This window comes from Agarivorans sp. MS3-6 (assembly GCF_054112545.1).
The window spans coordinates 4,554,058-4,573,552 of record NZ_CM134202.1 but is presented as its reverse complement, the minus strand read 5'-3'; the positions used below and the strand labels follow the sequence as shown (position 1 = coordinate 4,573,552).

The window sequence follows — 19,495 nt, the reverse complement described above, 5'->3', positions numbered from 1 at the left end:
AAAGCAAAACCTCGAGTGGTTTTGCTTTTTATTGTACTTTGTTAATCGGCGATTAAGTCATACTCTTCGCGAAGAATATCAATCACTTCCTGCTTTGGGTTATTACCCATCACAATTTTCTTGCCGGTAATTTTTTCTGCAATACCGATATAAGTACTAGAAATTTTCATTAATACTTCTACTGGCAAATTATTGTCACGGGCTAAGGCTTCTCGCTCAGGCATACGATTTTTGTTTAACAAGATGTCTGAGTCTGGAAAGTAATTAAGCAGTGTTTGGCGAAAATCTTCTTTTGAATTTTCAACTACATTACCTAATCGATATTGTGGGCCATCCCAAATACGGGAAGAATCAGGGGTTCCCACTTCATCCATATAAATAAGCTTATCGTTACCTTGAGCATCTGTTACATAACCAAATTCAAATTTGGTATCGACAAACACTTGGTCTATTTCGCCCAAAGCTTGGCTGATAACCGCAAAACCCTCTTTGAGTAAACGCTCGTAGGTATCGATATCTTCGGCGGTTTTAAAGTTAAACGCAGCAAAATTATCGCTGATATTTTGCCGAGTTACATTCACGTCATCTGCTTCAGGCACACCGGGGATACCTTTTAAGATGCCTTTAGTTGAGGGCGTAATCAATAAATCAGGGAGTTTTTGATCCCTCTGTAAACCTTCGGGGAGATCTATGCCACAGAAGTTGCGTTCACCGACTGCGTAAGCACGCCACATCGAACCAGTAATGTACTGACGGCAAATGGCCTCAATCATCACTGGGCGAGCTTTTTGTACTATCCACACAAACGGGTGTGGAATATCCAGAATGTGGCTATCTGCTAGCCCCTGCTCTTTGAACAGCTTAAACCAATGGTTTGAGATAGCGTTGAGCGCAGCCCCTTTACCGGGAACCCCTTTTAAACCGTCTTCGCCATGCCAAATACAATCAAATGCTGAAATTCGATCACTAATTACCATAATGGCTAAAGGGGTATCAGGGGCAACATCATAGCCCTTTTCACTAATCAATCGTTTACTGTCTGCTTCGGTGAGCCAATAAACAGAGCGCACCTTGCCACTATGAACTGGGCGATCAGTGCGAATGGGTAGATCATTATTCACTGCTAATACTTTATCAGCGAGACTCATGGTAAACAGTCCTATTTCAATGGTGAAAAACCACTACCTTGTCATTACATTAACCAGTGGTTTTTGCGGGGAACAATCGATTGCTGTGGGATTTTACCAGAAACTTCAGCAACTACTAGCTATTCAACTGACTAACTATCCATTCATGTCGACAAGCTCTATAAGCCAACTTAGCCACAGATATCATCAATCGGTATACTTGCTTGGTACTATTGTTGGTTCAAATATAGGTGCTTATAGGCAGATTGATTGGTCTGTTTACTCGTGACTGAAACGCTAATGCTAAATAAAAATATAGACGGTTAAGTGCTAACTTTACTGGTGTTTAATGGTGACAAATAAAAAGCTGGCGAGTATTCATTAGCCAGCTTTTATCGTCATTTAATCAATTTCATCGAAATACCAATAGCCTGCATTAATTAATTCAATTAACCAATCTAATTGCTTAGCATCTTCGTTAAAAGCTCTAAAAGAATGGCTGTCTACACGACTATAATCACATAAACTTTTAGCTAAAGCCCATGAACAAGTGGGTATTTTATATGCGTGGCCATCAACAAATAGTTGGTAGGGTAATACATCAAGATACAGAGCCTTAACGCCAGCACAACGCTTCAGCACTAAACCTTCATCCATATTGGCATGTAAACGATGGTAATCGATTTGGTCTTCAGCATCGCTGAGTACACATAAATCGGAGCTATGCGCTGTTTCGCTTAAGTACTCACCCAAGAAATGCGCGGTATTAGTTGGGGAGTTAAGTAATGAAATCATCAACTTATTTAAACCAATGATGTCATTTTCGGCTATTCGCCCGTACTCTTTGCAGGGAGGGCGTTTAGGGTCAATAAAGCGCTTTGCTTTAACATCATGACGCAACATATAGTCGGCAAAACCTGACAACAATTCTTTGGCATCTGGCGCACGAAATCCAACGGAATAATTCATCGCTGGCTCAATGGCGTAACCTTCATGAGGACAACCTGGCGGGATATACAACACATCGCCGGGTTCTAGAATAACGTCAATATCGGCGATGAAGTCTTCACAGTGCTTAAGTTTGTCGTCGCTAGTGAACTCTTTTAATACCTGCTTATTACCTACCCGCCAGTGGCGCGTACCTGAGCCCTGAATAATAAACACACAATACTGATCAATATGCGGGCCCACTCCTCCCTTGGTCGTAGAATACGAGACCATTACGTCATCAAAGCGCCAGTTAGGGATGAAGCTAAACGCCTCTGCCAAGTTTGCTATATTGCCATTCCAGTGATTCACTCCTTGAACCAACAAAGAGCTGTGCGATTCGCCTAAAATGCCAAAATCTTCAAAGGGCCCTTGTAGTGCGGTCCAATGACCCGCTTTATGTGAAACGATCCTTGATTGAATGTCTTCTTCCATGGCCAAGCCGGCAAGTTCTTCAGCCGATAGGGGATCAACAAAGTCAATGATGCCCTGCTTCAATAAACATGGTCGTTGTTGCCAAAATTCGGCCATAAACTGGTCAATACTAAATGCTGTTTTATACATAACACCCTACCACTAGAATCAAGCCGCTAGATTGTAACGTATAAACGAAGAATAAATTGTTGTAAATTGCACAATTAATAGATGAGACAAGTTGAAAAAAACTTTGTATTCTTCTTGCGCTAAGACCAAGGATTGTAAGCCCTAAAATGACTACGCATTTCCAGCTGTTTGCATTAGATGACAATGCTACGCAACAACAGATAAAAACACGCTATAAGCAACTATTGGTTCGTTGCCATCCTGACAAAGGTGGCTCTAGTGCGTTAGTGGTGCTAATTAGAAACAGCTATCAACACTTAATGTCGGGACAAGGCCTACAAGCGGCTAACTTTGATAATAATATCGCTACAGCTGCTGAAGTACGCTCATTAAAAAAGGTTATTCATCAACAGCAATTTCACATCCAAAAGCTCGCTATCAGCATGGGGGAAGGAGCCCATACCAAACAGCTTACCTTCACTAGGGCCATGATTTGGTCGCCAATCATTTCGGTTGCTGTGCTTATCGTTGTGTTAATGTTTTGGTCTTGGGAACGCCCAGCAAAAGAGCACTTACTTACACAACCGCAGACAAAGGCTGCGTCAGCGCCCTCTTCGTTAACCACTACGGCACTGCAAAATCAAGATCAGCTTTATGCCAACTGGGAGTTGAAACAGAAGTTACGATTGAGTAAGGCTCGCTTACAATATGTGGAAACTGATTTTTACCAGAGTAGGCAGATAATTGAGCAATTATTAAGCGACGAAAATAGACATTTGTTAAGCAATGTTCAGTTACAGTTTTTAGAGCAGCAAAAAATACATCCACTCTCTGACAATAAAACAACGAGTGACGCTCAATAAAAGAATAAAGCTAAGATTGGGTTTGCGACAGTAAGGCGTAGGCTTCTTGTTTAGCCTGTTCATTTTGATCTTTAACTAACTGAATAGACTTCATTAACGCATTTTTTTTATCACCACAAGGCAGTCTATCGCATAAGCTGGTTAACTGTTCAAGTGGGCTTAATAATTGGTCAAACTGTTGCTTGATCTGTTCCATGATTAGCTCTCGTTTTCTAGTTAGCAAAAGTGTAACCTTTAGCAAATTGAATTCAAGCATCCATTTGGGTGAAATTCACAAATATTGGTCATAAAGTCATATAAATTGGATTTATACGTGCAAAGCTCCGAGGTTCGCTCCCTATTAACACCTATTTATCAGTTTCTTAATGTTCGCACCCCAGAAACGTGGGTCGAGCAAGCGCTAAGGCCAGAGAATCTCACCACCCTGTTGTGCGACCACGCCAATGCAGAATGGAAAGCGGCTGCCACCGCCGTAAAATTACTCTCAAAGTACGCAGCAAGTCCTCATAACAATGTTGCCAACGAGCTCAAACAACTATTAGCGCCCTATGAGTTTATCATTTTTCGCGCAGGAAAATGGTCAGCAGACGTGTTCGTCAACTGGTTTTTTCCAAATGGCATTAGCGCTGCTACCAATGAACAAGCCAGCATCGCCATGAGTGCCTTGGACTTATTAGAGCGCTGTAAACTCGCGCCACTGTTAATCAGCCAAGTAAACCGGCAATTGGCCAATTTGCCCTGCTTTCCTATCACTGAGCATTTGTCTGCGTTGCGCCTAAACGCCGAACTCAACCAATCCACAGCGTTTAATCAACAACTGCTAGAAAAAATGCGTTTGCTGATAAAAGAAGAGTTACATCATTTTGAACAAGTTTTTTCCATCATGCATAGTTTGGGACTTGAATATAGAAACCTACATGCAGGACATTACGCTAAAGGCTTAATTGCTAGAGTTCGCCATTACGAACCACAAGCATTGGTAGATAAGCTCATCGTAGGAGCCTTTATAGAAGCGCGCTCTTGTGAGCGTTTTGCCGCGTTAGCGCCACACTTGCCGGCGAGTTTAGCGAAGTTTTATAACTCACTACTTCGATCAGAAGCCCGGCACTACCAAGATTATATACTGCTGGCCTCTCAGCTAAGCGAACCAGAGCTGTTACAACAACGAGTGAGTGAATTTGCCGCCTATGAAGCCGAGCTAATCATGCAGCCATCTGCTGAATTTAGATTTCATAGTGGTGTTCCTATCAACTAATATAAAGATATGCCCACGCAAGTTGATCAGCTTGATTGGTTTTAGCGTAGTAACTCGTAGCAATCAACTTCTATAAAAAGAATAGGTGTATTATGCGTTTACCTTTATTTCCGTTAGATATGTTGTTAATGCCCGGGGGGATAAGCCAGCTCAGAATTTTTGAGCCTCGCTATCTACGCTTAGTATCGATAGCCAGTGAAGAAGCTAAAGGTTTTGTGTTATGCCAACCAAAAGCTGATGATGTAACCGAATTTGAGATAGGTGTTCACTGTATTATTGAAGACTTTGAGCAATTAGAAGACGGAATGTTAGGAATAACCATTAGAGCCCTCAAGCGGGTAGACCTAGCCGACATAAGCCAGTCCGACGATAAACTATATAGCGCAACCATCAAAGCGAAAAGCCACTGGCAACACCCCAGTAACAATACCCAAGATGACGAGCTAACGGCTAAGTTAAAACAAGTACTTAGCCAACACACCTTATACGACAACCACCCCGACTTTTATGATTATAATAGCGAGTATTGGGTAGTAGCTCGTTGGTTAGAATTGTTACCATTTTCCAGCAGAGCTAAAAATCAAATTCTTAAAGAAGATGACTTTGCAAATTTGGATAAGCTGGTTCATCAACTGGTGTCTGAGATTACCATCAGCACTAGTGACTAAACGATTGCTTGCTTTACATTCAATTTAAGCATGCTAAACAGCTATTAAATCTTATCTTAAAGTCATTTATTGCCTGAGATCTCACTATTACAATAAATTGCGAACTTTTACACACTTTTACAACCTAAAGTGCTTTATTATGTGTTGATCATGGATGATAAAAGGTTGTGTTAGTTGAATCAAAAGATTTACTTCTGATTAGCTTACCGGCCAAAACCCTTGGAACCATAAATATCTAGTAGTTAGAAAGTAAGTAAACTGCGAATCTTGCTTTCTCTAAAAGGTGATTCATGAGATACAAAGCTAAAATAAGCGCAGCGATAACTCAAGCACTACCATTGATCCAAACGGCGACTGCTGACGAGGCAGTGTTGTGGAATATAGAAAAAGAGCGAGACTTGCTGTGTATGGAATTCACTTCAAACTTAAGTTTTGAAAGTTTAGAAAGCGGATTCACGCAAGCTGCAGAAAAACTCGGATTAAGCTGTCCGGTAAGTATTTTACAATTGCGCCGCTAGATTAGAAATCTTGGGGGTGGTTGCTACCTCCCCCAGTTCTATTTTCCAAATAACCATGCCACTTATACATCCTTTTTCTCCCCTATTACGTATTAACCATGAACCTTTAACTTTTACACGAGGAAAGGATTATGGATTTGATTATTAACTCCCACGAAGGCGATATCTATTTGGTTTGCGAGCAAGCGCCAGATGTTCGCGCTGTAACCGATTATCCCTATAAACACACTAAGCGGTTTAGCAGTTTGTCTAGTATTAAACAACACTATCAGCAACAGTCTATTGACAAGGTATGGCTGATACAGCATTCAGCTTATGACGAAATGTGTGGGCTTCCGAATAGTTCATCACTGCTTAAAATGGAATTGAGCTGGCCAAAACACTAGAGTTTGGCCAACAAAAAAGCAGCCAATAGAAGGCTGCTTTTAACGCTCAGTGACAATTAGTCTTGAAGCCAGGGCGGTAAGCAAACCCCTAAGCCTCCAATACCACAGTAACCATTGGGATTTTTGTGTAAGTACTGTTGATGATAAAGTTCAGCGTAATAGAAGATCGTAAACTCAACAATTTCGGTACTGATCGCTCTATCCAAGCCTTCACCTTGTAGCGCTTGTTGATAAGCGTGCTGAGCTTGTTGGGCTAAACCTGCTTGCTCACTATTAGTAGCAAAAATCATCGACCGATATTGGCTACCCACATCCGCCCCTTGGCGCATACCTTGGGTTGGATCATGCTGCTCAAAGAAACACGCTAACAAGGTTTGATAGCTAAGCACTTTTGGGTCGTAAATGACTTTAACTACCTCAGTATGACCGGTTAATCCGGTACATACCTCATCGTAGCTTGGGTTTTCAGTATATCCACCTGCATAACCAACGGCCGTCGACACTACGCCATTCTGTTGCCAGAACAAGCGCTCTCCACCCCAAAAACAGCCTAAACCAAAGTAGCCAACGCTCAAACCGGCTGCTGGTTGCAAATAATCACTACCATTCACCGCATGAATACCGTCAAGCGTAATAGCCGTTTTGCGGCCCACTAAGGCATCCTGCTCACTTACCATATCTGTTTTGCTCATCGATACCGCTCCATTCATCTTGGCAAAAGCTTAAAACTAGCAAACTAACCGCCGATTTTTGCCCAAGTATCACGTAAACCAACCGTGCGGTTAAACACCAGTTTTTCAGCGCTTGACTCTTCACTATCAGCGCAAAAATAACCTTGGCGTTCAAACTGGTAGGCTTGTTCTGCTTTAGCGTTGACTAAACTTGGCTCAACAAAACCGTATTTGACGATTAATGACTCAGGGTTTAATACTTGAGTAAAATCTTCTTCTGCCGCGGGATTAGCCACCGTAAATAGGCGATCGTATAAACGTATTTCAGCGGCCTTAGCATGGCTGGCTGATACCCAATGAATCACACCTTTAGGTTTGCGTCCGTCTTCAGGGTTTTTGCCTAAGGTTGTATCATCGTAAGTACAATAAACCGTCGTCACATTACCATTTTCGTCTTTGTCGCAGCGTTCAGCTTTAATCATGTAAGCATTACGTAATCGAACTTCTTTGCCGATCACCAAGCGCTTAAATTTCTTATTTGCTTCTTCGCGGAAGTCTTCAGCTTCAATGTAGAGTTCTCGGCTAAACGGAAGATCACGCTCACCCATGTCTTCACTTGGGTGTAATGGCGCGCTTAACTGCTCAACTTTATCTTCTGGGTAGTTTTCGATGATCACCTTGATCGGATCTAATACGGCCAAAGCACGAGGAGCATTAGCATTTAAGTCGTCACGAATACAGGCTTCTAACATTGGCATCTCTACCATGTTTTCCATTTTTGTCACGCCTATGCGTTTACAAAATTCAACGATAGAGGCCGCTGTATAACCGCGACGGCGTAAACCCGCAATGGTTAACATTCGAGGATCGTTCCAACCATTAACATGGCCTTCGGTGACCAGGGTGTTTAATTTACGCTTAGACATTACCGTGTATTCAAGGTTTAAGCGTGAAAACTCGTACTGGTGTGGCACAGTATCGATAGTAATATTTTCAAGTACCCAATCGTATAAACGGCGGTTATCTTGAAATTCCAGTGTACATAAGGAATGGGTTATACCTTCAATCGCATCTGAAATACAGTGAGTAAAATCGTACATCGGGTAAATGCACCATTTGTCACCCGTTTGATGGTGATGGGCGAAGCGAATACGATAAATAACTGGATCACGCATACACATGAATGATGAACTCATGTCTATTTTAGCGCGTAAGGAACACTCGCCTTCTTTAAACTCGCCAGCTCGCATTTTTTCAAACAACGCTAAATTTTCTTCAACAGACGTATCACGGTACGGACTGTTTTTTCCTGGTTGACTTAAAGTCCCACGGTATTCGCGTGCTTCCTCAGCATTTAGGAAACAAACAAATGCTAGGCCTTTTTCTATCAATTCAACCGCGTAGCCGTACAATTGGTCAAAGTAGTTAGATGAATAACATACTTCACTATCCCATTCGAAACCCAACCACTTAACGTCTTGTTGAATAGAGTTAACGTAGTCTATATCTTCTTTTTCTGGGTTGGTGTCATCAAAGCGTAAATTACACGCTCCTTGGTAGTCTTGAGCAATGCCAAAATTGAGACAGATCGACTTAGCATGGCCGATGTGTAAGTAACCATTTGGCTCAGGTGGAAAACGTGTATGCACACTTGTGTGTTTACCTGATTTAAGATCTTCATCAATAATGTGACGAATGAAATTGCTAGGGCGATTGTCCGCCTCACTCATACCAGCCTACCTATAAATACAGTTTAAACAAAATAGCCTCGTATAATCTCTGATTCTTAGGCTTAGTACAAGCAACCATCAGTCAAGCGACGAAAAGATCGCCGTATTCGCCAGATTAACCCTTTCTCATGGATTTAAACAAAGTTAATCCCTCGTCTTAATGGAAGATTTGCTTATATGGTTTATATTTTAATCAGTACTAAATAATACTAAGGAACGTTATGAAAATATTGAGCTTTATAAGCGCTGTACTATTGTTGGTCGCTTGTTCTAGTCAACCAACTTGGGATGGAATGTCTGAGTCTGAAATCTCTGCCTGGAAAGAGATGGGAGTAAGCGTTGAGCAAGTACAAACTTATGTACGAGCCGGTATGAGCCAGCCCCAAGTAAAAGAATGGGTAGATCAGAATTTTACTGACCCTAACCAAATAGTGGCTTGGGCAGGAAAATTTAGCGCAGTAGAATCCAGAGAGTGGCTAGACGCAGGCTTTGAACTGGCAGCAGCAAGCGACTGGTCACAGAATAAATTCAGCGCTGCTGAAGCCAGTGACTGGGTATCTTCAGATTTTAACTTAGACCAAGCAAAAGCCAACCGCGATAAAGGGTTAAGCCCAGTTAAATAGTCATCCCTCGGCTAATCAATATAGGTGGTTACTCGATATTAGTAACCACCTGATTGAGCGAGCTCACCGCGACACTCACCTTATCTCCTTTTTTCAATGCTTGGGTTCTACCAGGGGTACCGGTGAAAATTACATCCCATGGTTGCAATGTGACATAGCCACTTATATAGCTGACAATGTCCTCTACTGAATGAATCATGTTTTTAGTGCTTTCTTGTTGCACAATGGCACCGTTTAAACGTGTAGTCACGGTTAAATCTGATGGGTCAATGTCACTCGTAAGCCACTGAGAGATTGGAGCAAAACCATCAGCCCCCTTGGCCCGCCACCACTGTAAATCTCGCCCTTGCCAACTACGTTCAGTTAAATCGTTGCCGGAGGTATAAGCAAATACACAAGCTAAGGCTTGCTCTTTATTTACCTTGCTACAGGTTTTCCCAATTACCAGCACTAACTCTCCCTCAAAATGCACGTTGTTGGCATCCTTTGGCAGTAGCAAAGAGCCTCCGATGCTGAGAGAGCTAGCAGACTTAAAAAATATTTCAGGCTTAGCGGCACCAGAGTCGCCAGCATGACTCCGGTAATTTAATCCAACAGCAAATACGGTAGCGGGTTTAATCGGCAGCAGAAATTTAGCATCATCAATAGCGGTAGATTGTCCGTTAGCTTCACCGCCGTCTAAGGGCGAGGCATCTAGGTGCAGGGCCAACTGTCCACTTCGTTGCACCCAAACGGGTGCCTGTTCGCCTTCGATAAGCGCATAATCATTAGCATGGCTGTAACTAGTAATCACTGAGCTAAACATTAAGCTTAAATAAATCTGTCGACGGGCTTTCATAGACAATCCTTTGCTGAGAACAAGTGGTTTTGAAACTAATTACGTGACAAAAGCATGGTTAGTTCAATCCTCAATTACTTTGTTAATATTCAGACCTAAACGTTTCGCTAATCGATTTAAGTTTGCTCGATCTACCCCTAGGTCTCTGGCTGCTTTAGCCCAACTTCCATGATGCTTCTTTAAACAAGCAGCAATGATTTGGCGTTGATAAGTATCTGTCGCAGCTTTTAGCGTCAGTGTAGAAGGTTCACTAATTATTGGCGCGATACTATCTACACTTTCAAGGTTACTGCTAACCACTGGTCTCAGTTCACCACAATCTACGATGCTTAAGTGCACAATACCCTTGTTGTGTTGTCTCGCTCGCGCTTTTAACGCAGCCCGACTAATTAAATGCTCTAGCTCTCGTACGTTGCCTGGCCAATCGTAATTGTTTAGATAATCGACTAAATCAGATTGCAGTTTTAGTTGGGCAATGCCTAGTTTGCGTTTAGTTAGCTCTATAAAGTAGCCAGCGAGCAGCTGTACATCTCCTGCTCTGTCTCTTAGAGCCGGTACACTCAGTGGATAAACACTTAAGCGATGGTACAAGTCTGCGCGAAAACGCCCCTGCTCCACCTCATTTAATAGGTTACGGTTAGTCGCGGCAATGACCCTCACATCAATAACTTGGCTGTTATCTTGGCCTACCGCTTGGATCTCCTTATTTTGCAGTACCCGCAACAACTTGCTTTGGGCCACCAGTGGCAGTTCACCGATTTCGTCCAGAAATATAGTGCCTCCATTGGCAATACTAAACTTGCCAGCTCGGTCCTTGTCTGCACCGGTAAATGCGCCTTTAACATGGCCGAATAATTCGCTTTCAATCAAATTGTCTGGCAGAGCTGCGCAATTAACGTGGACTATTGGTGCTTTGTGCCGAGGAGACAGATTATGTACAGAACGCGCGACCAGTTCTTTACCTACGCCGGTTTCACCTTGAATTAAGGTAGTGAAATCAGATGGCGCCACTAGAGCAATTTCCTTTTTAAGGCGCTGCATTTCAACACTTTCCCCTATCAGTTCTTCACTATCGCTGTGCCAGGCTGAGAGGTTCATTTCTTCCAATACTTGTTGAGAATGGTAGGCTTGTTGTTCTAACAAACTTAAGCTTAAACCGGTATGTAAACTGGCCGCGGCCATCGCTGAGATAACCTCAAGAGTTCGGCTCGCTATGTCATCAAATACTTGGGGAGTAAAGCTATCAAGAGTCAGCACACCGATCAGCTTGCTGTCGAAATAAAGGGGTAAACCCATACAGGCATGCACCGGTAAATCCCCATCTCGATCGATTAATAAACCGTCATAGGGATCGGGTAAATCACAGTTAGCTGGAAAACGTACCGGTGAGGTTGAAGAACATATTTGTTGAAAACGTGGGTGCTCAGAAATGAGAAAGCGTCGCCCTAATGTGTCTCTGCTTAACCCTTGTAAGGTGAGTGGACTCAGCACTTCACCTCTTAGCTCTAACAACGCCACCGCATCACAACTAATTGTTTTTCTGACGGTATCTAATAAACGATCAAAGCGATGACGGTTTACTAAACTTTGCGCCAAATCTAGGGCCAATTCAATCAGTGCTTTTGAAGATATATCAGACATCACCTTATCCTTTTGACACACTGTAGTCTTATTGACTCCACATTACAACGTGTCAATATGACCACACAATACACGTAAAAGCCTTAACATATTGATATTGTGTTGATTTAACGAATTGGCACAACAAGTGCTGTAGTTGATTACATGAGCAAATTTGTATTGCTTATCGACTACTTTTAGGAAGGCTAAATGACACTTCGCGCATATACACACTCTAGTTATACCCAGCAATTAAGCCCGTTTTCAAAGTGTATAAGGAATGGAAACTGGCTTATGTTATTGTCGCTAATGGTAATGGTTACATCTATTATTATCTCCTACCCTTTGGCGTACCAGTTCACTATACCAGTTCAAATTGCCGCTCACATTTCCACAATAATATTCGCAGGCCTACTAAAAGTAGCTTACGTGTTACGCTGCGTAGGATTAAACGAACTAGGCCAAGAGGTAATATAAGTGCTACATATAGATGAACCCAATCAAAACCATCAAGCCGATTATTGGCATCAACACCCGGTGCTAGAACTCGCTTTCAGACCGTTTTTCTTATTAGCCACCTTATCATCGGCCCTAAGTGTGGCGGTATGGCTACTGTTACTGAATGGGCATATGCTAATTGGCCACCAAGGCTTAAGCCCATATGTTTGGCACGCTCATGAAATGTTAGTTGGTTTTGCCGCTACGGTAGCTGTAGGCTTTGTTCTTACAGCTGTGCAAACATGGACCGGCCAAGCAAGTATCAAAGGCAAAGGCCTAGTTGGCTTAATCGCACTTTGGTGTTTAGCAAGGCTTGGGTTTTACATTAATGATGCCAATAGCGTTATTTTCGCTATTGGCATGCAAGGATTATGGTGGCTTAGCGTTATAGCTGTGTACAGTAAGCTAGTGTTTGTAGCTAAAAATAGGCGCAATTATATTTTTATTGTGCTACTTGGTGTGATGACTGCTGTAGATATGGCTATGTTACTATTTGATTTTACCGGTAACAGTGGTTTGGCACTTCACCTCAGCCGCTCTATGGTCTTGCTGTTTACCATAATGATGGCCTTGGTCGGTGGTAGAGTAATCCCTTTTTTTACTGTTCGCGGTGCAAATACTCAAGCCATTAATACTCCTGCGTGGATTAACCGTGTTATCGGTCCTTTTGCCATCACGACTGTAGCAATATTCATCTCCAGTTATTTCTGCGATACGGCAGCGCTAAGTGCAATAATACTAATTATGTTAGGCGCCTTGCATATAGTCCGTTTAAGCTATTGGCGCTCTATCAATACCATGAACGTCCCTTTGCTATGGTCGCTACACTTATCTTACGGGCTAATGGGGCTGGGGTTAATCTTACTTGGAAGCAGCCAATTTCTTGTTGCCGTTACTTTTAGTAACGCACTACACCTTATTACTATTGGTGCGATCGGTTTGATGATTTTTTCAATGATGAGCCGTGTATCCCTAGGCCATACCGGTAGAACACTTAAAATAAAGCCGGTTATTGTGATTGCTTTTATCCTGTTAACCTTGGCAACACTGGTACGCACCCTAATGCCAATACTGTATAATCCATTAAGCGCTTGGAACATTAGCGGCATTTTATGGATAGTAGCCTGCTTATTCTTCTTAGTGGTGTATTTCCCCATTTTAATCAGTAAAAGAGCCTCTTAACTACCCACGTTTCACTAGCCATTGATATACCATTACGGCTTTGACAGTCTTCAAAGCCGTAAAATTATGAACGCCAAATTAATTTCAGTGTATGTCGCCTCGATCAAAACCCAAAACAGCTGTCTACCTCAAGCTAAGCGGGTTTGTGAGGGCTCAAACACTGCTTCAGCCAATTGCATCACAATCTTAATGGTCACTAATACCAAGCTTAAAAATAATAACATTTGCAAGGGCGAATTAATGTCATAAACAGGCCTTAAGTATTGGGCACTCATGGTCAGTAACACTAAGAACTGTCCGCCTAACATACGCACTACCATATGCTCCGGTCGATAAAATACCCGCCATATCGCAAAACAGTTAATAAAATAGAACGCAGCCAACTGCCACCCGGCGTCTAAGGTTGGTAAAATAAATACATATTGAAGAATGATGACTATCGACCACAAATAGATAAGCCCTAACATTTTATTCATCAACTTAGACTTAAACTCCACCATACTGACCCCCATGGTGGCAGCAATAAGCGGGAACATGAAACCACCGGGGATCGGTAAATAGATCCAAAGCGCCCAACTGACACATGTAATACAAATAAACTTAAGGGCTCTTAAATAACCCTCTTGCTTAGTGCTCAGTGCTACCGTTGGTTTGCCGTCTTGCGACTTGACACTCGAGCTCAGTGTATTCGAGTTTGGCCACAGCACACTAAACACCGTTGAAAAACAAATCACCCCCAGTAGATTTTCTTCTAATCTGAGAATGGCTAAATGAAAACTGTAGCCTTCACTGAGTCCGCCAGCCAGGCTGACAATAATAGCGACAATAAAAGCCATTTTATAGACGTAGCCATTTGGCGATCTCGCTGACATATAGGCTACAAACGCACCAAGGCCAGTAATACTTAAAAAGAACAGTTCTCGCTGTTGGCCAAAGCAGGCGATTAAAGTAAAACCAAGTACTGCGCCGATTAGGGTACCTAATACCCGATGGCTGGCTTTTTGAATTGCATGCCCATAGCTTTCGGTTGTCCCCATAACGACCACCGCAATAGCCCCCCAATAGGGTTTTTCCCAGCCAAAACTCAATGCGAGAAAAATGGTTAGAGCAAGGCTAGCGGCAACTTTTATGGCCATTTTGCTTGCTTCACTCATTAACTTTTACTCGCATTGTTTATATTAATCATCACTGAAGCTGTCGTCCCAACTCGTAGCTGAACATTGTCGGGTAACTCACTGACACTAATTTTTACCGGCAGACGTTGCGCTAATCTAATCCACTCAAAATTTGGATTAATATTAGGTAACATTTGTGTACTCGTAGTGCCATCGCTCTGTGCGATACCGTAACCAATACTGCTTACCGTGCCGTTAATCGGGCTATCAGGGTAACTCATCAAAGTGATACTCGCGCTATCCCCTTGTTGCATATTTTTTATATCGGTTTCCTTAAAGAACCCTTCTACCCAAAAGCTATTTTCGTCAATTAGAGCCACTACCGGTTGATTGGCGACAACGTGCGCACCTTCAGCAACGTTAAAGTTAGTGATGTATCCGTCTTTACTGGCATAAACTTTCGTGAAGGCCAAGTTCAACTCTGCGTTATCTAGTACCGCATTTGCTGCTGCTAAGTTTGCATTGGCCGACTCAACGTCATTATTTAAATTATTTAAGGTAATAACCGGCACTGAACCAGGCGTACGCTTTTCTAAAGCGCTCATTCTCTTTAATTCGTTGTTAGCACGCGCCAATACCGCTTGAGCTTGAGACAACGATGCTTGAGCTTGGTGTTTTGCCGCTTCATATACCCGGTCATCAATTTCAAACAACAAGTCACCGGCTTTAACACGTTGATTATCTGAAACGTAGATACTGACCACAGGACCAGTAACTCGAGGGGTGATTTCTATTATGTTTGCTCGAACCTGGCCGTCTCGAGTCCAAGGTTGAGACAAATAGTGTTGATATTTAACTGTACCGAATACAAGGGCTAATAAAATTAAAGCGAGGGTAAGTAATTTGGTTTTCATTGTGATGCCTTAAAAGGTTAACCGGGGAAAATGAAAGTGCTAATGAGTACTGCATAAATAACCATTAATGAAATTTCAACTAAGGTCGGAGCGTAAAGATATTTAAGCCACCCCACTCGAGAAAGTCCCCCCATGGTTAAACTCGCGGCCAAATAGGCACAACCGAAGGCAATCAATAATGGAGGCAAGTACACCTCCCCTACGATCACTTCTTTTGGTAAATAATGCTCAAACATGACTAAATCTTATGGTTAATTTCTAATGTAGCTAGCTTAACCTGAAGCTCTTTAGAGGGTTAATCGCGGTTGATGGATCAAACCCTCAACAAATCGCTACCAGTCAACCAAGGCATTGCGATGCCTTGCGCAGATAGCCCATCATGTAAGGTTCATCTTGCTCATAAGCATTGGCTTGGGACGAAAAGTAAACCGCTGCAAAATCGCGTTTCGGATCAACATACATGCCTTGACCAAACTTACCCTTCTTATACCTTGCCCCATCGGAAAACACCTTATCAACTTGGAAAATATCAACCAAATTTGACTTATTAGGATGCTGAGACAAGCGATATTCATCGTGCCACTGCTTAGGTAAAGTAGAGGTAGTTGAAATCTTGCTCCAACTCGGGGTAAATAGCATGGCAAAGCGAGCTGCATCCTCTAAGGTAGAGAGCACTAAGCCGTGTGAGATCGCTGTGCCGTCGGGGGCCAAAGTAAACAACATTGGCGCAGTAGCACGTACATGTCCCCACACTCGGTTTCTAAATAGCGTACTCCAAGGCTGCCTATCGATGCGTTCGGCTAGGTAAGTCAACACCGCAATAGTAATAGCACTGGCACATTTATCATGGCCTGCAATTTGATTTGGAGACTTTTCGATTTGTTTAATCACATCTAGCCAATGCTCTTTTTGGGTTGTGTCACCACTAGCTTGGCCAAATTCAGCGGCTAAAAACCGCGCAATATTTGATTGCGGATCGTAGATAGTTTGTAGGTCTTGAGTAACATCAAGGCCGGTGGTGTGGTCTAAAGCATGCCTAACACTCACTAAGTCCCAGTTAGTGCCCAACAGTTCTGGCAGATACACACTCACCGCTCGGTCTAACTCAACTAAACCTTCACTTATTAACTGAGAGAAAACCATTCTAACGGTGTTCCTAGAGAGTTCCATCCAGACATGATTATCATCTGGATTCATGCCTGGGTACTGCTCAAACACAACCTTACCCGCATGCACCATCATCACACCCTGAACTCGGCTAGTTGGCTGATTGATATAGTCGATTAAGGTTTCACTATTAGCTTGTTTGCTCATACAGCGTAGCGCAGCGATGTCGTTATTTATCGCTCTAGGAAGCGTATTGTTAACACTCAAAGGCATTACCATAGATGAAGGTAAAAACTCGTTAAGCTTGGTATTGTATATGAGGGCATCATCGCCGCCCATTTGATAGTGAGCGGGGCTAAACAATCGATGAGCTTGCCGGTATTGCTCTATAGTAAAACCTTGTCTAGCAGCTGATACATTCAGTAAAGCTTCACTACCCGGCTGCACTAAGTGCTTCAATCTATGATTACGTTGGCGTGCTTGTCCTGAGTTATTCATGCTAAAAGATGTCGCAATTGAAGCAGCATTTGCTGCTACAGCGTGACGAATATGGTTAGATGCTTTGGTCATGGATAACTCTTAGCTAAAAGCCGTTAATGTATTTGTAGCTGTCTAGAATAGTGCTATCCTTTTCAAAGACATACTCTCTTTTGATGGACCAAACCCTCATGCATTTCAGTCTTGAGCAACTCACTGCGTTTGTTGCAGTGTTTGAGAAAGGGTCGTTTAGCGAAGCGGCGGCCAAGTTAGGTAAGCACCGCACCACGATTGGCCAAGTCATTACCAATCTTGAAGATCAATTGGCCATAGAGTTATTTGAACGGATCGGTAGAAGCACCAAACCCACCGAGCAAGGCCAACTGCTTTATCGCTATGCAAAACAAACTATTGAGCAGGCTAGCTCCTTCGACAAAATGGCTCTAAGCCTTTCGTTTGGACAGCTAGAACATATTACCGTCGCTTATTGCAGCTTTATCCCTAATGAAGTGATTGTTCGTATAAGATTGCGCTTACTCGAAGCGTTCCCCAATATGAAGGTTAACTTCATCATTCGGAACAAGGAACAAATCAAACAAGGCCTGAACGACGATACAATCCAAGTAGCGCTTGTTAATGTTGATACACGTACCGCTATGACTAGCTTTGATTGCTCCGTCATTGCTCACCCTTCTTTTGCCATTTACGCAGCCAACAGTAGTGAACTGCACAGCTATTCTCAAAGTCGTTTATTCAACAAACTTAAAACCTGTAAACAATTAATACTGAGCTCATATATTGAAGATGGTTTAGGCGAAAAAATTACTTTGTCGCCTGACTTTGAAGTCATTGAAGACCTTTCCCTATTAATGAATCTGGTACAACAAAATGTGGGTTGGGCCTTACTACCCAGAGTGAATGTCGCCCAAATTACCGATCTTTTAGACATTAGCGAGTTAAAAGTAGACGAAATCAAAAGTCATTTTCGTTTTGCAATATCCTTGTGGTTACCTCATTCCAAACAAATGCTAAATATAAAGAAGCACATTACCGAAGTAATCAATGATTTTATATATGACCACGATCTAGATAGACCACGATAAACGTGGCCTTGCCTGCTCATTTTAGGTGTCGCTTGGTTTGTGGTTAATAGCAAAGTGTTTGGTTAAGCCAACAGTTTGTCGTTTAGTTAAACTCAGTTAACCATAGTTGCTGCTTGATAGCTTTTTGATAACCATAATCAAACAGTGCTTGCATGTAATCTTGATCAAACATCACCTTTTTACGTTGCGGCGCCAAAAAATCTTCATCTACAAAAGTAAAACGTAAATCAAAATCATTTATTTCGCTTCTATACAACATGCGATAAAGATCCCCCTTGGTTTGCGCAATAGTTAAACTTTGCACACTGCGACTCATTAAGGCTACTCCTTTATCCTCGAGCTCTTTGTAAGGTAAAGCTAAGGCACCATTACGTACAACAAACACTTGAGGCGATGCTGTTAAGCCCATGGCTTGACTTAATTTGTTGTAATCATAACCTGATGGGTCCATAAACATTTGAGCACTTAAGCCGCCATCAACATGCAATTCTTCGCGTAGTTCGCCTGCTACATCAACATCAATAAATTGTGGTGGAAATACCCCTGGTATCGACGCACTGGCGGTGAGAATTTGATGAATGAGAGCCTGTTTATTTGGCAGTTTACTGTTAGCAATTGCACCTACGTTCCATACTATTTGTCGCCCTGAATCAAAATGGGTTGTACCAATAAACAAACGTTTACCACTTTGTTGAGCCTTAGCCATTTTTTCGATCATAGAAGGGTCAAAAGCGGCCTCTATGAAACTATATAGCCCGTCCCCTTTACTAAACGCATCTTTGAAAAGCGCATTAAGAAAGTTTTTGTTTCCTAATATCTCTTTATCATTTATATCCAACATCACTCGCTTCATCGTCACAAGATCATCATCGCCAGTATAAACAAAAGGCGCAATTAACGCGCCAGCACTCACGCCAGTAATAATGGTAAAGTTCGGCAATGAACCCGCTTCACGCAAGCCATTAAGTACTCCTGCACCAAAGGCGCCATTAGCTCCACCGCCTGACAACACTAGGATATTCAGGGCGTCAGCTTCAGTGTTTAGCGCTGTAGTATTGCTCTGGGCATCAAATAAAAACTCAGGCCTTTCGTCGCCCCAAAACCTAAACGGTTCGTGAACAAGATCGCCATTGTTAGCACCAAATACAGCTTGTTGATAATTACTTTGATCAACCCGTTGATCAAGCCCGTGATTTGAGGAGCATGCGCTAACGACCATACTGGCGAGTAAAACAAAAGCGAATTTATTCATTTTTAGTGCTCTATGTTT

19 protein-coding genes and 1 pseudogene are annotated in these 19,495 nt (G+C 42.5%); 8 read left to right on the top strand and 12 right to left on the bottom strand.

Features of this window, described 5'->3' with window-relative positions:
* Positions 1 to 41: 41 nt before the first annotated feature.
* Positions 42 to 1,148, bottom strand: a complete 1,107-nt coding sequence (locus tag ACVFI8_RS20985) for a phosphoribosylaminoimidazolesuccinocarboxamide synthase (RefSeq protein WP_248711647.1) — start codon at positions 1,146 to 1,148, stop codon at positions 42 to 44.
* 381 nt (positions 1,149 to 1,529) lie between these two features.
* Positions 1,530 to 2,678 (bottom strand): JmjC domain-containing protein, encoded by a 1,149-nt coding sequence (locus ACVFI8_RS20980; protein ID WP_457872579.1) that lies wholly within the window; start codon positions 2,676 to 2,678, stop codon positions 1,530 to 1,532.
* Between the two features lie 146 nt (positions 2,679 to 2,824).
* Between ACVFI8_RS20980 and ACVFI8_RS20975 the strand changes: the two genes are divergently transcribed.
* A complete protein-coding gene (locus ACVFI8_RS20975; protein ID WP_457872578.1) occupies positions 2,825 to 3,520 on the top strand; it encodes a J domain-containing protein in 696 nt (231 codons plus the stop codon).
* A gap of 10 nt (positions 3,521 to 3,530) precedes the next feature.
* On the opposite strand, the gene ACVFI8_RS20970 is transcribed toward ACVFI8_RS20975, so the two are convergent.
* Positions 3,531 to 3,716 carry a hypothetical protein gene (locus ACVFI8_RS20970; RefSeq protein ID WP_248711650.1) on the bottom strand — a complete coding sequence of 62 codons (186 nt, stop codon included), beginning with the start codon at positions 3,714 to 3,716 and terminating at the stop codon, positions 3,531 to 3,533.
* 117 nt (positions 3,717 to 3,833) lie between these two features.
* Between ACVFI8_RS20970 and miaE the strand changes: the two genes are divergently transcribed.
* The 4 genes and pseudogenes from miaE to ACVFI8_RS20950 all read left to right on the top strand — a co-directional run.
* Positions 3,834 to 4,775, top strand: coding sequence for a tRNA isopentenyl-2-thiomethyl-A-37 hydroxylase MiaE (miaE, locus tag ACVFI8_RS20965; protein ID WP_457872577.1), 942 nt, complete (start codon positions 3,834 to 3,836; stop codon positions 4,773 to 4,775).
* Between the two features lie 92 nt (positions 4,776 to 4,867).
* The gene (locus tag ACVFI8_RS20960; protein ID WP_248711652.1) at positions 4,868 to 5,443 is read left to right on the top strand and encodes an LON peptidase substrate-binding domain-containing protein; all 576 of its coding nucleotides are present in this window, start codon (positions 4,868 to 4,870) and stop codon (positions 5,441 to 5,443) included.
* Between the two features lie 290 nt (positions 5,444 to 5,733).
* Complete coding sequence (locus ACVFI8_RS20955; RefSeq protein WP_248711653.1) at positions 5,734 to 5,961, top strand: hypothetical protein; 228 nt, start codon at positions 5,734 to 5,736, stop codon at positions 5,959 to 5,961.
* Between the two features lie 125 nt (positions 5,962 to 6,086).
* Positions 6,087 to 6,347, top strand: a pseudogene (locus tag ACVFI8_RS20950) (DUF6482 family protein); the annotation flags it as partial.
* Between the two features lie 56 nt (positions 6,348 to 6,403).
* Here the strand turns inward: ACVFI8_RS20950 and msrA are convergent.
* Positions 6,404 to 7,039 (bottom strand): peptide-methionine (S)-S-oxide reductase MsrA, encoded by a 636-nt coding sequence (gene msrA, locus ACVFI8_RS20945; protein WP_248711655.1) that lies wholly within the window; start codon positions 7,037 to 7,039, stop codon positions 6,404 to 6,406.
* A gap of 44 nt (positions 7,040 to 7,083) precedes the next feature.
* Positions 7,084 to 8,748, bottom strand: a complete 1,665-nt coding sequence (gene glnS / locus ACVFI8_RS20940) for a glutamine--tRNA ligase (protein ID WP_457872576.1) — start codon at positions 8,746 to 8,748, stop codon at positions 7,084 to 7,086.
* A gap of 221 nt (positions 8,749 to 8,969) precedes the next feature.
* Here glnS and ACVFI8_RS20935 point away from each other — a divergent pair, with 221 nt between their 5' ends.
* Entirely contained in the window at positions 8,970 to 9,371 is a 402-nt protein-coding gene (locus ACVFI8_RS20935; protein ID WP_248711657.1) for a hypothetical protein, read from the top strand.
* A gap of 28 nt (positions 9,372 to 9,399) precedes the next feature.
* Here the strand turns inward: ACVFI8_RS20935 and ACVFI8_RS20930 are convergent, their stop codons facing one another.
* Both ACVFI8_RS20930 and norR read right to left on the bottom strand, forming a co-directional pair.
* Positions 9,400 to 10,209, bottom strand: coding sequence for a fumarylacetoacetate hydrolase family protein (locus ACVFI8_RS20930; RefSeq protein WP_248711658.1), 810 nt, complete (start codon positions 10,207 to 10,209; stop codon positions 9,400 to 9,402).
* A gap of 63 nt (positions 10,210 to 10,272) precedes the next feature.
* Positions 10,273 to 11,850 carry a nitric oxide reductase transcriptional regulator NorR gene (norR, locus tag ACVFI8_RS20925; RefSeq protein WP_457872575.1) on the bottom strand — a complete coding sequence of 526 codons (1,578 nt, stop codon included), beginning with the start codon at positions 11,848 to 11,850 and terminating at the stop codon, positions 10,273 to 10,275.
* A 456-nt stretch (positions 11,851 to 12,306) separates the two neighbouring features.
* On the opposite strand from norR, the gene ACVFI8_RS20920 reads away from it, so the two are divergent.
* Positions 12,307 to 13,509 (top strand): NnrS family protein, encoded by a 1,203-nt coding sequence (locus ACVFI8_RS20920; RefSeq protein WP_457872574.1) that lies wholly within the window; start codon positions 12,307 to 12,309, stop codon positions 13,507 to 13,509.
* Between the two features lie 128 nt (positions 13,510 to 13,637).
* Here ACVFI8_RS20920 and ACVFI8_RS20915 read toward each other — a convergent pair whose 3' ends face one another.
* The 4 genes from ACVFI8_RS20915 to ACVFI8_RS20900 all read right to left on the bottom strand — a co-directional run bounded on the left by ACVFI8_RS20915 (position 13,638) and on the right by ACVFI8_RS20900 (position 17,215).
* A complete protein-coding gene (locus tag ACVFI8_RS20915; protein ID WP_248711661.1) occupies positions 13,638 to 14,663 on the bottom strand; it encodes an FUSC family protein in 1,026 nt (341 codons plus the stop codon).
* A complete protein-coding gene (locus tag ACVFI8_RS20910) occupies positions 14,663 to 15,538 on the bottom strand; it encodes an HlyD family secretion protein (protein ID WP_457872573.1) in 876 nt (291 codons plus the stop codon). The genes ACVFI8_RS20915 and ACVFI8_RS20910 overlap by 1 nt, the downstream gene beginning before the upstream one ends.
* A gap of 17 nt (positions 15,539 to 15,555) precedes the next feature.
* Positions 15,556 to 15,774, bottom strand: coding sequence for a DUF1656 domain-containing protein (locus ACVFI8_RS20905; protein WP_248711663.1), 219 nt, complete (start codon positions 15,772 to 15,774; stop codon positions 15,556 to 15,558).
* Between the two features lie 103 nt (positions 15,775 to 15,877).
* The gene (locus tag ACVFI8_RS20900; RefSeq protein ID WP_457872571.1) at positions 15,878 to 17,215 is read right to left on the bottom strand and encodes a serine hydrolase domain-containing protein; all 1,338 of its coding nucleotides are present in this window, start codon (positions 17,213 to 17,215) and stop codon (positions 15,878 to 15,880) included.
* Between the two features lie 98 nt (positions 17,216 to 17,313).
* Here ACVFI8_RS20900 and ACVFI8_RS20895 point away from each other — a divergent pair, with 98 nt between their 5' ends.
* Entirely contained in the window at positions 17,314 to 18,225 is a 912-nt protein-coding gene (locus tag ACVFI8_RS20895) for a LysR family transcriptional regulator (RefSeq protein ID WP_457872570.1), read from the top strand.
* 82 nt (positions 18,226 to 18,307) lie between these two features.
* On the opposite strand, the gene ACVFI8_RS20890 is transcribed toward ACVFI8_RS20895, so the two are convergent.
* Entirely contained in the window at positions 18,308 to 19,477 is a 1,170-nt protein-coding gene (locus ACVFI8_RS20890; RefSeq protein WP_457872569.1) for a patatin-like phospholipase family protein, read from the bottom strand.
* Positions 19,478 to 19,495 lie beyond the last annotated feature (18 nt).

Bases quoted from the DNA above. Each gene is read 5' to 3' on its own strand.
- ACVFI8_RS20975 (WP_457872578.1), top strand. From the start codon at position 2,825: ATGACTACGCATTTCCAGCTGTTTGCATTAGATGACAATGCTACGCAA.
- msrA (WP_248711655.1), bottom strand. From the start codon at position 7,039: ATGAGCAAAACAGATATGGTAAGTGAGCAGGATGCCTTAGTGGGCCGC.
- ACVFI8_RS20910 (WP_457872573.1), bottom strand. From the start codon at position 15,538: ATGAAAACCAAATTACTTACCCTCGCTTTAATTTTATTAGCCCTTGTA.
- ACVFI8_RS20900 (WP_457872571.1), bottom strand. From the start codon at position 17,215: ATGACCAAAGCATCTAACCATATTCGTCACGCTGTAGCAGCAAATGCT.
- norR (WP_457872575.1), bottom strand. From the start codon at position 11,850: ATGTCTGATATATCTTCAAAAGCACTGATTGAATTGGCCCTAGATTTG.
- ACVFI8_RS20905 (WP_248711663.1), bottom strand. From the start codon at position 15,774: ATGTTTGAGCATTATTTACCAAAAGAAGTGATCGTAGGGGAGGTGTAC.
- ACVFI8_RS20970 (WP_248711650.1), bottom strand. From the start codon at position 3,716: ATGGAACAGATCAAGCAACAGTTTGACCAATTATTAAGCCCACTTGAA.
- ACVFI8_RS20930 (WP_248711658.1), bottom strand. From the start codon at position 10,209: ATGAAAGCCCGTCGACAGATTTATTTAAGCTTAATGTTTAGCTCAGTG.
- ACVFI8_RS20980 (WP_457872579.1), bottom strand. From the start codon at position 2,678: ATGTATAAAACAGCATTTAGTATTGACCAGTTTATGGCCGAATTTTGG.
- ACVFI8_RS20895 (WP_457872570.1), top strand. From the start codon at position 17,314: ATGCATTTCAGTCTTGAGCAACTCACTGCGTTTGTTGCAGTGTTTGAG.
- ACVFI8_RS20935 (WP_248711657.1), top strand. From the start codon at position 8,970: ATGAAAATATTGAGCTTTATAAGCGCTGTACTATTGTTGGTCGCTTGT.
- ACVFI8_RS20890 (WP_457872569.1), bottom strand. From the start codon at position 19,477: ATGAATAAATTCGCTTTTGTTTTACTCGCCAGTATGGTCGTTAGCGCA.
- ACVFI8_RS20955 (WP_248711653.1), top strand. From the start codon at position 5,734: ATGAGATACAAAGCTAAAATAAGCGCAGCGATAACTCAAGCACTACCA.
- ACVFI8_RS20960 (WP_248711652.1), top strand. From the start codon at position 4,868: ATGCGTTTACCTTTATTTCCGTTAGATATGTTGTTAATGCCCGGGGGG.
- glnS (WP_457872576.1), bottom strand. From the start codon at position 8,748: ATGAGTGAGGCGGACAATCGCCCTAGCAATTTCATTCGTCACATTATT.
- ACVFI8_RS20985 (WP_248711647.1), bottom strand. From the start codon at position 1,148: ATGAGTCTCGCTGATAAAGTATTAGCAGTGAATAATGATCTACCCATT.
- ACVFI8_RS20915 (WP_248711661.1), bottom strand. From the start codon at position 14,663: ATGAGTGAAGCAAGCAAAATGGCCATAAAAGTTGCCGCTAGCCTTGCT.